Origin of the sequence: Thalassotalea sp. Y01, from assembly GCF_012932945.1 — a bacterium.
Taxonomy (GTDB): Bacteria; Pseudomonadota; Gammaproteobacteria; order Enterobacterales; family Alteromonadaceae; genus Thalassotalea_A.
In genome coordinates, this window is record NZ_JABBXG010000011.1 from 41312 (window position 1) to 55281 (window position 13970).

11 protein-coding genes and 1 other RNA gene are annotated in these 13970 nt (G+C 42.3%); 10 read left to right on the top strand and 2 right to left on the bottom strand.

What is annotated here, in order from left to right:
• Window positions 1-181: 181 nt before the first annotated feature.
• The 8 genes from phhA (at window position 182) to HII16_RS14560 (ending at window position 7715) form a co-directional block, all read left to right on the top strand.
• Complete coding sequence (gene phhA / locus HII16_RS14525) at window positions 182-985, top strand: phenylalanine 4-monooxygenase (RefSeq protein WP_169131217.1); 804 nt, start codon at window positions 182-184, stop codon at window positions 983-985.
• A gap of 24 nt (window positions 986-1009) precedes the next feature.
• Entirely contained in the window at window positions 1010-1351 is a 342-nt protein-coding gene (locus HII16_RS14530; protein ID WP_135439592.1) for a 4a-hydroxytetrahydrobiopterin dehydratase, read from the top strand.
• 130 nt (window positions 1352-1481) lie between these two features.
• Window positions 1482-3032 (top strand): transcriptional regulator TyrR, encoded by a 1551-nt coding sequence (gene tyrR, locus HII16_RS14535; RefSeq protein ID WP_169131219.1) that lies wholly within the window; start codon window positions 1482-1484, stop codon window positions 3030-3032.
• A 13-nt stretch (window positions 3033-3045) separates the two neighbouring features.
• Window positions 3046-3684, top strand: coding sequence for a maleylacetoacetate isomerase (gene maiA / locus HII16_RS14540; protein WP_348981432.1), 639 nt, complete (start codon window positions 3046-3048; stop codon window positions 3682-3684).
• A 119-nt stretch (window positions 3685-3803) separates the two neighbouring features.
• On the top strand, window positions 3804-4664 hold the full coding sequence (locus tag HII16_RS14545) for a DUF3014 domain-containing protein (RefSeq protein ID WP_169131223.1): 861 nt from the start codon (window positions 3804-3806) through the stop codon (window positions 4662-4664).
• 2 nt (window positions 4665-4666) lie between these two features.
• The gene (locus tag HII16_RS14550) at window positions 4667-5254 is read left to right on the top strand and encodes a 1-acyl-sn-glycerol-3-phosphate acyltransferase (RefSeq protein WP_348981429.1); all 588 of its coding nucleotides are present in this window, start codon (window positions 4667-4669) and stop codon (window positions 5252-5254) included.
• A 116-nt stretch (window positions 5255-5370) separates the two neighbouring features.
• Window positions 5371-5467, top strand: an RNA gene (ffs, locus tag HII16_RS14555) — signal recognition particle sRNA small type.
• A 253-nt stretch (window positions 5468-5720) separates the two neighbouring features.
• Window positions 5721-7715: a sulfotransferase gene (locus HII16_RS14560; RefSeq protein WP_169131225.1), complete on the top strand. Its 1995-nt coding sequence runs from the start codon at window positions 5721-5723 to the stop codon at window positions 7713-7715.
• 97 nt (window positions 7716-7812) lie between these two features.
• Here HII16_RS14560 and priC read toward each other — a convergent pair whose 3' ends face one another.
• Both priC and HII16_RS14570 read right to left on the bottom strand, forming a co-directional pair.
• Complete coding sequence (gene priC, locus HII16_RS14565; RefSeq protein WP_169131227.1) at window positions 7813-8454, bottom strand: primosomal replication protein PriC; 642 nt, start codon at window positions 8452-8454, stop codon at window positions 7813-7815.
• The gene (locus HII16_RS14570) at window positions 8454-9233 is read right to left on the bottom strand and encodes a TSUP family transporter (RefSeq protein WP_169131229.1); all 780 of its coding nucleotides are present in this window, start codon (window positions 9231-9233) and stop codon (window positions 8454-8456) included. The genes priC and HII16_RS14570 overlap by 1 nt, the downstream gene beginning before the upstream one ends.
• A gap of 513 nt (window positions 9234-9746) precedes the next feature.
• Between HII16_RS14570 and HII16_RS14575 the strand changes: the two genes are divergently transcribed.
• Complete coding sequence (locus HII16_RS14575) at window positions 9747-12380, top strand: TonB-dependent receptor (RefSeq protein ID WP_169131231.1); 2634 nt, start codon at window positions 9747-9749, stop codon at window positions 12378-12380.
• A gap of 505 nt (window positions 12381-12885) precedes the next feature.
• Window positions 12886-13812: a class I SAM-dependent methyltransferase gene (locus tag HII16_RS14580; protein ID WP_169131233.1), complete on the top strand. Its 927-nt coding sequence runs from the start codon at window positions 12886-12888 to the stop codon at window positions 13810-13812.
• The last annotated feature ends 158 nt before the right edge of the window (window positions 13813-13970 follow it).

Consider the following 13970-nt stretch of genomic DNA (forward strand, 5'->3'; position numbering starts at 1 on the left):
CAAATTTCTTGTAAACATAAAAGTACAGCAAGGCGCAGATAAAATCTGCGCCAGATTTGTCTTTTCGGAACCACTTCTTATAGTCTTAGGTCAAAATATACGGGCGTTGCCATACTCATGAGCAATAAATTAAATCAATAAAACACGCCCGCATTTTCAGAAGTTGGAGAGGAAAGTTATTATGAGCAAGTCAACCTCTTATGTATCAAAGCAGGGTGATGAGAACGGCTTTATTGACTGGACAGAACAAGAGAACGCCAGTTGGGAAAAGCTATACAAGCGTCAGCTTGAATGTATTAAGGGTAAAGCGTGTGATGAATTCATCCTTGGCCTTGAAAAATTAAACCTACCACAAGACCGTATCCCGCAGTTGGAAGAAGTCAGCTGTGTGTTAAGAGAAGCGACCGGTTGGCAATGCCAGCAAGTACCAGCGTTAATTGGTTTTGGTGAGTTCTTCCGTTTGTTATCAGAGAAGAAGTTTCCAGTCGCGACCTTCATTCGTCGTGAGGAAGATTTCGATTACCTGCAAGAGCCAGACATATTCCACGAAATTTTCGGCCATTGCCCATTATTAACCAACCCTGCATTTGCTAATTTTACCCAAATGTATGGCAAATTAGGCCTTAACGCCAGTAAACAAGATCGCGTTTTTCTGGCTCGTCTATACTGGTTTACCATTGAGTTTGGTTTACTTAACACTGAAGATGGTTTGCGCATTTATGGTGGTGGCATATTGTCATCTCCTGGTGAAACCCAATATGCCATGCATGATGAAAATGTGATTCGCAAACCATTGGATGTTGTTGACGTTTTTCGTACACCATATCGTATCGATATCATGCAGCCTGTTTATTTTATGCTAGAGCAAATACAACAGTTAGATGATATCGCAGAGCTTGACCTATTAGCCTTGCTTGAAGAAGCCAAAGCTATGGGCATGCATGAACCGTTATTTCCACCTAAAGATGTAAAAATCGCTAGTTAAACAAGAGTATTGAAAGAGACAAATATGAGCGACTTAGTAAAACAAGAATGTGAAGCATGCCGTGCAGACGCACCAAAAGTATCTGAACAAGAATTAGCTGAGCTGATTCGTGAAATCCCAGATTGGGTACCAGAAGTTCGTGATGGCGTGATGATGCTAGAGCGTGAATTTAAATTTAAAAACTTTAAGCTAGCGTTAGCCTTTACCAATAAGGTTGCAGAACTAGCGGAAGCTGAATTTCACCACCCGTCAATTTTGACCGAGTGGGGCAAAGTTACCATCACATGGTGGACCCATGCGATTAACGGTTTACACCGTAATGACTTTATCTGCGCGGCGAAAACCGACGCATTGCTGGAGCAATAATAGGCGTCTAAACCTATTCTCTGCTTCTTGCACTGGTAATACCTCATTAGAAGACGAAAAATACTTTAGTATTTTTCGTCTTTTTTGTTGTAAAATATTGTTTACATAAATTTAGGGGTAGGAACGCTAGGTGCGATTAGAAATAACGTGTGAAGATCGTGTCGGTATTGCGCAAGAAGTGTTGGCGATTTTCGTCGACCGCGAGATCAATATCAAAGGTATCGATGCAATCACTGAATCCGGACAGATTTTCATGCACATGCCGGATTTGGATTTTAGTCAGTTGCAGGATTTTATGCCGCAATTACGCTTGATTGATGGCGTAAAAGATGTAAAAACCACCAATTACATGCCATCAGAACGTGAGCGTATTGTTCTCGATACGTTGGTGCGAACCTTACCTGACCCGATTATTTCCATTGATTCACGAGCGGCTATTTACGCCATTAATGACGTTGCTCAACAGAAAATTAATTGCCCCCTGACCGAAGTCGTTGGTCAGCAATTGAGTAACTGGATCAAAGGCTTTAACTTTAACCGTTACTTGGAAGGCGAAGAAGTGTTGCCACACACTCGCCGTTTGAAGTTTATGGATGAAGACTTCGTTGCTGATATTTTACCGGTAAGTCTGCCGTCAGAAAATAACATTAAGGTCGTCGCTGGTGCGGTGGTTATGCTGAAATCTGAAGCCCGTCTTGGCCAGCAGATTAATGCCTTTAACCAGCCTAAAGATAATGACTTTTCCGATGTATTAGTATTTTCCTCATTGATGCGAAAGGTTGTGCGTGAAGCGCGTCGTATGTCGTTATTGGACTCGTCTATTTTACTGATGGGTGAAACTGGTACCGGTAAAGAATTGCTTGCTCGTTCCTGCCATTTGGCCAGTGAACGCGGTGAGAAACCTTTTGTTGTGGTCAATTGCGCCTCAATGCCGGATGATGCTTGTGAGACGGAATTATTTGGTCGCTTACTTAGCAATGGTGATGTGAAAAAGGGCATCTTTGAATTAGCCGAAGGCGGTACCATTTTCCTTGATGAAGTTGCCCAGATGTCGGGTAAGCTGCAATCAAAATTACTGCGTGTATTAGATGACCGACGTTTTCGTCGTATCGACGATGAAAACGAAGTTGAAGTGGATGTTCGAGTGATCAGCTCGACCAATGCTGATCTGTTATCTATGGTTGAAACCGGTCAATTTAGAGAAGACTTGTATTATCGTCTTAATGTGTTGGGTTTAAATGTTCCAGCACTGCGCGAGCGACGTCAGGATATCCTGCCATTAGCCGATTATTTTTGTAAAAAGGCGTGCCAAACCAACCATAGATCGACGGTTAAAATAGACGATAAATGTGCTGAGTTTATGGAAAATTACCCATGGCCGGGTAATGTGCGCCAATTGGAAAATGTGATTTTGCGTGCTGTTTCCTTGCTGGAAGGTGAGGTGATAAATATTGCTCATTTGCAATTGCCAACCTACAGCCAGGACAGTGGCTATCTTGAGCAAGAGTTTGATGGCACGCTAGAAGATGCAGTCAAAGGCTTTGAAGCGCAGCTGTTGCGAAAGTTATATCCCGCATACCCAAGTACTCGCCAGTTAGCGAAAAAACTGGGGTTAAGTCACACCGCAATTGCTAATAAATTGCGCGAATATAATATCAACAAAAAAACAGTGAAAATTTAAGGAATAGTTGATGATTACCTTATACGGTTATTGGCGCTCATCTGCCGCTTATCGAGTGCGCATTGCCCTAAATTTGAAAAACATTGCGCATCAACATAAGAGTGTGCATTTGGTTAAAGATGGTGGCCAACAGCATAGTGACAGTTATGTAACGTTAAACCCAAATCAATTGGTGCCAACCTTGGTTGATGACGATTTTGTCGTTAATCAATCGTTGGCGATTATCGATTACTTAGACGAAAAGTACCCACAATCGCCATTGTATCCACAGGATTTAAAAGACAAAACTCAGGTCAAAGCGCTTGCTTATGATATCGCCTGTGATGTTCATCCGTTAAATAACTTGCGCGTATTGCAATATCTAAGTGGTCCTTTAGCGGTCAGCGATGCACAAAAGTCTGAGTGGTATAAGCACTGGATCAGTCAAGGGTTCGCTGCATTAGAAACTCGTTTACAGCAATGTGCCGGTAAATTTTGTTTTAAAGATCAACCAAGTGTCGCTGATTTATGTTTGATCCCACAGATATATAATGCGAAGCGCTTCAATATTGATATGTCACCGTACCCAACCATAAATCGCATTGCACAAGAATGCGCGAAACTAAATGCTTTTATCGACGCCTTACCGGAAAACCAAGACGACGCAAGTTAGTTTGCTAATAATCAACACCTTGAAACAACAAGGTGTTGATTAAAAACAATTTGTTACTTTACCGATAGAGCGCATTTGTCTATCTTTAAAGGACGGTTCGACGTTAGGTGGAGAACATTTTGTCAAATCAATCAGAACAACATAATCAACCGGATAATTCCGCGGGCAAAAAGGTTTTTCTCATAATCATAGTGATTGTCTTGGCAATTATTTTGTATATGTTTAGTGGTGAACCGGAACAAGCGCCTGTCACCGTTGCACCTGAGGCAAAGGTCAAGCCAATAGAGCCGGAACCTGTAACGCCGATTGTTGAACCCGAACCTACCCCAGAACCTGAGCCCGAACCCGTTGCCCCAGAACCGGTCGAGGAGAAAGTCGCCTTACCGGAGCTAAGTCAAAGTGATGTTTTTGCCAAGTCTATTCTTGAGCAATTGAGCTTCGATAAATCTATGCTGGATTTGGTGATCAGTGATGATCTCATACGTCGCACCGTGGTGTTTGCCGAAAATTTTTCTCGAGGTGAATTGGCGTACAGCCATCTACCATTGAAACCACTGCAACAGAAATATCAGGTAACAGAGTCTGGTCTGGTTGAAGACGGTTTCCAAGTTGATGAAAATAACTGGCAACGATATCAACAGTATGTCGATCTATTGCAGTCGTTTGAGCCACAACAATTGGTCGCTGCCTATCAACAAATGCAGCCTCTATTTGAACAAGCTTATGAAGAATTGGGCTTTCCTGAACAAACATTCGATGACGTTATTGAATCGTGTTTACAACGCATTCTCGATGCTAAAGTGGCGACTGGTGATGAAGTCTTGGTACAACCAAAAGTGGTTTATGAATACCAAGATCAACAAATTGAAAACATGAATGAAGCGGATAAATTGCTGATGCGCCTTGGCCGTGAAAACTTACTTAAACTAAAAGCAGTTGCATTGGAGCTCGATAGAGCAATGAAGAGTAAGGAGCCATAACGGTGCAGGCTCTGCCTAAAGTCCCGCAATCTATTCCACGAACGAATGCGCCGACCAAACAAAAGTTAGGATGTTGGCTACTGAAAATAACTGGTTGGACGGTAGTTGGTGAGTTTCCAGAAGAAAAGAAGATGATCATGGCGGTCGCACCGCACACCTCTAATTGGGACTTTTTAGTCGGTTTGATGACAAAAATGGCGCTCGATCTGAGGTTGAATTTCCTTGGTAAGCACACCATCTTTGTTGGACCTTTAGGGGTTTGGTTAAGATCTATCGGTGGTATTGCCATAGATAGGCGCAGTCCGCATGGTGTAGTCGGTGATATGGTTGAGCAGTTTAATCGCAGCGAGCAATTGATTTTGGCAATAGCACCTGAAGGGACCCGTTCAAAAGTGCCAAACTGGAAGTCCGGTTTTTTGCAAATGGCACGACAAGCCCGGGTACCGGTATTTCCGATTCAGTTTAATTACGTAAAAAAACAAATTGAATTTATGCCGATTCGTTACATAGGCGATGACATTGATGCGGAACTAACGGATTTTAAAGCCTTGTTTAACGGCGGCTGTGCAAAAAATCCGCAACTATTTTAAATCCCTTGCCGGCGACACAATCAATCACACTTTTTTTAAAATAATCGCTTGCATGGTTTGCAACATTTATTCATAATTGCGCAGCACTCAGGGCAACCTGAGATCATTATGGTACCTCTCGGTCCTCCCGCAATGATACTCTGTGAACTCGGCCAGGTCCGGAAGGAAGCAACCGCAGCAGACGACTCATGTGCCGGGATGTGGCTGAGAGGGGCCACCCAATCTATTAAACATCACGCATACCTCAAATTTTATCGCCATCAGCTTATCTGATATTGCTTGTTTTTAAGCGTTTTTTGCTAGCTATTTTTAGCGGTAATCGATATGAACCTGAAAGCAAATTTTTATAACTCTGTTCAGCATTGCAACCGTCAAGGTAAAAAGATTAGTGAATCCATTGCAGTAGATGGTTAATTCTTTTAATCTGAGGCGATTTCTTTATAACGATAACGATGAATTACCCGCTATGATTAACTGGATCAAAAAGCTATTCGCTGGCGATACAAAACCAGCAAAATACACCACAGCAAAAACAACCGACAAGACGCAATCTGCGCATGGTCAATCGAATGAGACCGAACGTGACTCATCAAAGCTACAAGCAGAGCCATCATCGGACACAGATATAGCGACTGATGCAATAAGCCAAACTCAAACGCATACTGCGGCTAATGCACAAGACACTGACAAAGGCGGCGCAGACCAAAGTAGTGAAGAGAAAGGCGGCATAGAGAACAATAGCGACGACGCAGCAACGCCGTCACTTGAATCTGCACTTGCTGAAATCGAAAAAGCCAAAGATGTGCACCGCCAAGGTCGCATTGATATTGCATTACCAGTGTATCAACGGTTACAGCAGCAATTCCCACAATTTGCCGATGCATGGCATATGCTTGGTATCGTCGCCTTACAAGAAGGTGATTTAAGCAAAGCCAAGCATTGGTTTGAAGGCGCAATTGAACGCGATGCAAAGATTGCAAATTATCACGTTAATTTAGGTATCTGTTTAGCGGACATGTCGCAGTTTGAACCTGCTTTAGCCTGCTTTGATGCTGCGCTGAACCTTGAACCAGACAATGAATCGGCATTGGCCAATAGCGCATCGGCGTATTTAGATGCGTTTCAATTCGATAACGCCAAGCAAGTGATCGCCAAGTTAAAACAGGTAGTACCTAACTCTATCGATGGCTATCGTTTGATGTCCAGTGTATTGCTTGCGGAAAAGAACACCTTGGCCGCCATCGACGAATTAGAATCTGCCTATGCGATAGAACCAAGCAGTATCGATTTATTATTGCAATTGATCAGCTGCTACGAATTACAAAATAATGTGGCTAAGGCAAATCAATACTTGCAAAAAGCGGTGTCGCTGCAACCAGGTAACCCTAAGGTAATTATGTTTCAAGGGATACTCTTGCGTCGTCAAGGAGAGCCTGAAAAAGCAAGTAAAACCTTAGCCAAAGCATTGAAGTATGGCTTGGATGAGCAAACCGCCATCGAGGCCAATCATCAACTCGGTTTAGCTTGTGATGAATCAGGTCAATACCCACAAGCCTTTAAGGCATTTACACAAAGTAATCAGTTAATGTCGCGCATGACTCGAGCAGCTGAGCAGGGTGACAATTATTTTGCTATGCTGGCGCAATATAAACAAGTGACCAATCTCGTTAGCCAAGATAACACCCATACTGATGATACCCCTGCACCGATATTTTTTGTTGCCTTTCCGCGCTCCGGAACCACGCTTATGGAGCAAGTATTAAAAGCGCATCCAAGTATCGCCACCACCGACGAACGCTCACCAATCACCTTAATCATCAACCAAATCTCCAATGAGTTTGGTGATTATCCGGCATCATTAACGCGCTTAACTGATGATGATAAACAGCGTTTTCGCACCATGTTTTGGCAACATGCAAAATCATTGTATGCCGACATCGATCAATGTCAATTGATTGACAAATTGCCGTTAAATATTGTCCATCTGCCACTTATTCGCAGCTTGTTTGGTCAGGCTAAGTTTATTGTCGCGGTGCGCGATCCACGAGATGTGGTATTGAGCTGCTTTATGCAAAAGTTTGACTTGAATGCGGCAATGGTTAATTTTCTAGAGCTGAACAAAGCTGCGGACATGTATCAACAAGTAATGACGTTGTGGCAAGACTACAAACAACAGTTGTCGACAGATGATTATATTGAATATCGCTACGAAGACTTAGTAACAGATTTTAATGGCACCGTCGAACAGGTGCTGGCGTTTACGGGGTTAGATTGGCATGAAGACATGCAGCAATATCGTCAAAAAGCTCTGGCGCGAAACATCGCAACACCAAGCTATCGTGATGTTACCAATAAGATCAGCGACAAAGCCGTGGCTCGTCATAAAAACTATGAACTGCAATTGGCACCAGTAGCCGACACATTAAAACCTTTTATCGAACTATACGGTTATCAGCCATAGTTCGAAAAAATAGTACCGTTAATAAAAAAGCGACAAAAGTCGCTTTTTTTGTATCATCAAATCAATAAACCAGAATACTAATAATAGTCCCTAGCTTCTATCCTCGTTTCTCACTGTCTTCTATTTTACGTTCAAGATCGGCAATGGCACGACGACAACGTCCCAACCGTTGATGTAGGGTAAAAATCGACTGCTGCAATGCGTTTTGATTTGCGCCATTAGAGCGTTTGAGTTTTTGTTCTTCTTCGCGGATCATCAATTCTAAACGACTTTCAAAGCCGCGGTATTCAACTAACTTGCTATGCATTTGGTGTGCATTCATCATTACCGACTTAGCTTGACTGTGTTGACGATTATCGGATTGGCGCTGGTTATAACGCCGTTTGTTAATTTGCAGGCGATAATCACTGTCTTTATGGCGATTAGAATCTGACTTCAAGGCAACGATGATGGCACTGATTTGTTGCTCGAGTTGCTCTAACAAAGAATCAGCCAATTGTTTATGGCCTGCATTTTGTAATGCAATTAGATGATCCAGTTGCTTATCGACGTAACTTACATAATGACTAAATTCGGTACTGCTGACAGGAAAAAGCGTTTCAGAAAACAGCGCTTGCTCTTTTATATAATAATGGCTCTTACGGTCCTTATTAAGTTTGTCGGTCGCTTTTGCATCACTATGCAATTGTTTAACCATTGATTGCAGGCGCATATACAACTGTTTGTTATTTGCAGCCATTACGCTATCCATGCCGAATAGGCTAGTTTTAAAGCCATGATCACCACCACAGTTATAAAGATTGGTCTGATAAATTTACTGCCGTAACGAATCGCTGAATGGGCACCAAGCCACGACCCAACAATCATAAACAAGCCCATTGCTAAGCCATAAATAATATTTACTTGGCCTAGATACAAGAACACTATCAAGGATACAAAGTTACTAATAAAGTTCATGCTCTTTGCCATGGCAGAACTTAGTAATATGTTCATCTTATATAAAGCAAGGTTAGAAACAACCCAAAAGGTGCCTGTCCCAGGCCCTGCGATGCCGTCATAAAACCCTAACACAAAGCCCTGAATTTTTTGCTTTATGGTAAGCGATGAATTCTTTGCGGGGAGGTCGCAACATTCGGTTACTGCGCTTTTGGTAAACAAGGTATAAACAGCACAAAGTAGTATGATTATCGGCAGCACTTTATTTAACATAGCACTGCTCATCAAGTTGACTGCAATGGTACCGATGGCTGCACCAACGGCTGTGGCGATGGCCGAATAAAGCCAAAATAAAGGATCGAATAATTTCTTGCGGTAAAAGGTAATGCTCGAGGTAAATGAGCCAAAACAAGCCGCCAATTTATTGGTTCCCAAGGTTAAGTGTGGCGGTAAACCCGTCGTTAACAAAGCAGGTACGGTAAGCAAACCACCACCACCGGCAACAGCATCAATAAAGCCAGCAATAAAACCAATTAAGGACAGCAATAATAAAAGATAAGGGTCGTTAAATATTTCGATCATCAATAAACATTAGCGTTTTTTGCCCGCATTTGCGTGTGAATCGACATTATTCAATAGCCAGAGTGATATGTGAAACTATTTCTTATTTTTTTAACGGATGAAAAATGTTCACGCATAAGTTTTGTTGTTGTTTTTGTAAACAATAAATGCCATACGCAATGGTATTACGTGGTCGCATTAGGTTAAGTGTTTGTAATTGTTCATTTTATTGTTTATTTTTAGGCGTACTTCATAACCGGTTCGAGTGTTATTTGAACTGATTTGGCTGAATAAATAGTCAGATAAGTGTCGATTTTATGCGTAAATTAGTGCGACCAAAGGTAACCAAATGTAATCAACTGTTAAAAAAGTTTAATTTTGTGACCTATATGTTGTTGACCTGTTAAAGAAAATCGTTTTATTATCACTGTCGACAGATCAGGTCTAACCGACCTAATAAAAAGAAAACTAACAAAGCAACATAGCTTTGAAATCAAAACAAACGAATCACTTAAAGTGGTCCAGGGAGTAAACATGTATAGCAATAACAAACTTGCTAAGGCAGTTCGTCTTGCCCTTATGTTCGGTGCAAGCGCTACAGCTGGCATCTCTGCAAACGCATTTGCTGCAGACGAAGCTTCAGCTGAAGAAGACGTAGAACGTATCGAAGTAACCGGTTCACGCATCAAGCGTACCGACCTTGAAGGTGCTTCTCCAGTTACAGTAATGACTGCAGAAGACATCAAAGTAGAAGGTAACTTCACCGTAGCTGATGCGCTACGTGGTTCATCTTTCAACTCATTCGGTTCTTTCTCTGAGCGTTCAGGTTCATCAGCTCAGTCACAAGCAACCATCAACCTACGTGGTGCAGGTTCTAACCGTACTCTAGTTCTACTAGACGGTAAGCGTTTACCTGGTTCACCTACTCTAGGTGGTCAATCTGCTAACCTTAACGCCATCCCAATGGCTGCTGTTGAGCGTATTGAAATCCTAACTAACGGTGCTTCTTCTACCTACGGTTCTGACGCAATGGCTGGTGTTGTTAACATCATCCTTAAGAAGAACTACGAAGGTCTAGAATTCAACATCGGTGCTGGTCAACGTGACCAAGACGAAGGTACGACTTCTAACGAATTCTCTGTAATCGGTGGTTACTCTACTGATAAAGGTAACGTAACGTTCTCATTCGATCACCAACGTCGTGAAGGTATCGCTGACGGCGACCGTCCTTACACAGCTGCTAAAACTAACGATCTAAACGGTGACGGTGCGATTGACATCTACACTGGTGAAGCAGATGGTTGGTCTTGGTACGGTGCTTCTGTATTTGCTCCTGATTTCTCAGAAGTACAAGCATCTCCACTTTGTGATGACTTAGCTGCAGAGTACGGTTCAGACGTATTCATGAAAATGAATGCTCAAGCTGGTACAGGTTACCCAGGTGAAGTTTGTGCATTCGCATACGCAAACGTTTCATACAACACCGCTTCTGTTGACCGTAACACGTTATTCCTAGATGCAAACTATGAAGTAGCTGAAGACGTAGAATGGTTCGGTCGTGCGATGTTCGTACAAAATGAATCTTTCGGTCGTTACGCTCCACCAGCTGCTCCGTGGGCTAACATTTCTGCTGACAACCCTAACAACCCTTACGGTGTTGATGGCGCATACGGTCTATTCCGTTGGGTTGGTATCGGTACTCGTGACGGTATCGTTGACGATTACAACCAAGATTACCTAACTGGTCTTCGTGGTGAACTAGACTGGAACAATGCTTCTTGGGAAGTTTACTACCACAGAAACATTGCTGATAACAAATCAGTTGGTCGTTACTACCTTTCATACGGTGGTTTAGCATACAACGAAGCTAACGGTATCGACTTAGGTTCTGAAGAAGGTGTTGCAAACATGAAAGCAACAACTCTTCAAGATTCTTCTTCAACGTTTGACCAATACTTCGCTGGTCTAGGTTTTGACTTCCTAGAGCTACCAGGTGGCGACATTGCTCACTACTTCGGTGCTGAGTACATGGAACAAACTTACTCAGATCTATACGACGGTCAGTCTGAAGCTGGTCTAATCGGTGGTTCTGCTGGTAACTCTGCTGCCGGTGAGCGTGACATTACTGCTTTCTTCTACGAAGCACAAATGCCAGTAACTGACAACCTAGAGTTGAACTTTGCTGCTCGTTACGATGATTACTCAGATTTCGGTGACAACACTGCGCCAATGGCTGCTCTTCGTTGGGAACCACTTGACGGTCTAGTAGTTCGTGCATCTTACTCAGAGTCTTTCCGTGCTCCAGGTCTAGATGAGCTTAACGCTGCAACAACTTTCTCTGCTGAAGCAGCGACTGACTACCGTCAGTGTGAGTCTCAAGGTGTTGCTCCAGAAGATTGTCCAGAGCGTCAATTCGACACTTACTACAAGTCTAACCCAGACCTAGGTGCTGAAGAATCTGAATACACTAACTTAGGTGTTGCTTGGGATATCACAGATGACATGGGTATTAAAGCTGACTACTTCATGCTATCAATTGATAACGCAATCTCTACTAAGACTGTTCAATCACTATTGACTGATGAAGACCAAGGTGAAATCACTGCAGTTCTTCCAGGTACTGACGTTTCTGACGAGACTTTCTACCTAATCCGTTCTCCAGGTGGTGGTCTTCTTGAAGCTGGTACTGGTTACTTCAACACTGAAGATACTCTAGATATCGAAGGTCTTGATTTAACTTTCAATGCTAACTTCGAAACTGGTTTCGGTGACTTCCGTTTCAACATGGTTAACTCTTTCGTATTCGAATGGGGTTCAGACATCGATTACGCTGGTACTGCCGGTGCTCCTGATCACAAAGCGGTTGCTACTATCGCTTGGTCAATGAACGACTTCAGCCTAGCTTGGACTACTAACTACACTGCGTCTACTTCAGAGTCTGACCGTATTGTTGATGGTAAGCTAGAAGAAGACGGTAAGTTGGATGACTGGACTGTTCACCACGTAACTGCAACTTATGATGCAGGTAACTGGGGTGCACTTACTTTCCAAGTTAACAACTTAACTGACGAAGACCCAGTATTGAACTCTCTAGGTCAATGGACCGATCAAAACTTGTACAACAACTTTGGTCGTGACTACCGTGTAAGCTACAACATCAAGTTCTAAGAACTGATAGTAGTTACAAATTGAAAAAGGTCGCTTCGGCGACCTTTTTTTGTACATGGATGTATTTGCACTGCCGAGCCATGGATAGAGGATAGGGAAGCTTGTACATGGATTTATTTAACAACTCACAGACTTGCTGAAACAGCAGCTATAGTCACTACGAGTCTATTTAGCACTAATCCATGTAAATCAAACCAATTCAGCGCTATCCAAAGCAATTCACCGCGAATCTAACCTATCTTTCTCTATATCAATGCGATACAAGCGTTATTTTTAAATTTACAGCTATTGCCAATAGGCGTTAACTTTAATGCCATCTATTGGCTCAGGCCTTTTATAAAGGCAATAAAGCAATCGCCTTTAGATGGCTCCTATCTGTTTACTAATGAATCTGGCTTTATTGGTAAAGATTTAACCCGAGATATCGCCATTGCACCTTTAAATTTCCTTGCCAATACGTCACAACAGGGCATAATCTAGGCATCGAAAAAAAACGGAATAAAAAATGAGTAATTATTGGAGCCAATATTGGCAACAAGGTCACTTAACGTCATTTGGCGAAGACATAAAGGGCAATTATTCGGGCCCTTTAAAGCAAGTCTGGCAGGCATTGTTTGCACCACTTAATGAATCGCATAGAGTATTGGATATTGCGACCGGCAACGGTGCACTTGTCTCCTTATTGTATGATGACAATATACAAAATTCATTGCCGGCTGTTGATGCCATAGACTTAGCAAAACTACAAATCGAATCATCCTTGTTAACACGGTCTGAGACAACCAAATTTTATGACCATGTTAATGCAGAAGAATTACCATTTACCGATGATTTTTTTGACTTAATCGTCTCTCAGTTTGGTATTGAGTATGCCAATTGGAACAAAACCTTAGTGCACGTGGCTCGTTGTTTAAAGCCTGGTGGCAAAGCTCAGTTTGTCGTCCACAATAGCGAATCAACTATCGTTAAGCCTAACTCTGCAATTTTGAAAATGAATATCGAACTTGCAAAGAGAGGTGGGCCAATAGATACCTTGAAATCTTTATGCCAGACTCTGCAAAAACAAGGTAAAGGCGCACCGCTTGCGGAAAAACATCGTAATAAATTGAACAAGATCATGAATAAACTTGTCCAACAGGATGAATATGCCTTTAAAGCAACCAATTTTCACATGTTGGCAAGGTCTTGTATGCAGTCAATTAGCCAAATTGAGCAAGTTAATTCGTTGTTTTCTGGCTTTGAAAGTGAGCGTAAGGGCAGTGTAGAGCGACTATCTGATCTTATTAACGCCGCGGTTGATGACAAACAAAAGCGTAGAATAACACAGCTAATTGCCGTTAATGGCCTTAAATTAGAACTGTTTGAGGTGGTATACAATGAGCAAAACTTGCCGTTAGCTTGGCAAATTCAGCTTGAAAAACCGCTAAATTAAGCGAGATTGCTGGCGAATTATCGATCAACTCAATTTATGTTTGCCGTTCACTTTTTAACCTAAGGCATTGTTAAAATAGCCAAACTTTACTATTGTAAGCCAAGGCAGTCGATATGTTACAAATTGTACAAGATTTTATATTTGACTATCGTTCTGTC

What these genes read in the sequence shown, in the direction of transcription:
- phhA (WP_169131217.1), top strand. Translation starts at nt 182, where the DNA reads ATGAGCAAGTCAACCTCTTATGTATCAAAGCAGGGTGATGAGAACGGC.
- HII16_RS14530 (WP_135439592.1), top strand. Translation starts at nt 1,010, where the DNA reads ATGAGCGACTTAGTAAAACAAGAATGTGAAGCATGCCGTGCAGACGCA.
- HII16_RS14560 (WP_169131225.1), top strand. Translation starts at nt 5,721, where the DNA reads ATGATTAACTGGATCAAAAAGCTATTCGCTGGCGATACAAAACCAGCA.
- priC (WP_169131227.1), bottom strand. Translation starts at nt 8,454, where the DNA reads ATGGCTGCAAATAACAAACAGTTGTATATGCGCCTGCAATCAATGGTT.
- HII16_RS14570 (WP_169131229.1), bottom strand. Translation starts at nt 9,233, where the DNA reads ATGATCGAAATATTTAACGACCCTTATCTTTTATTATTGCTGTCCTTA.
- HII16_RS14575 (WP_169131231.1), top strand. Translation starts at nt 9,747, where the DNA reads ATGTATAGCAATAACAAACTTGCTAAGGCAGTTCGTCTTGCCCTTATG.
- HII16_RS14580 (WP_169131233.1), top strand. Translation starts at nt 12,886, where the DNA reads ATGAGTAATTATTGGAGCCAATATTGGCAACAAGGTCACTTAACGTCA.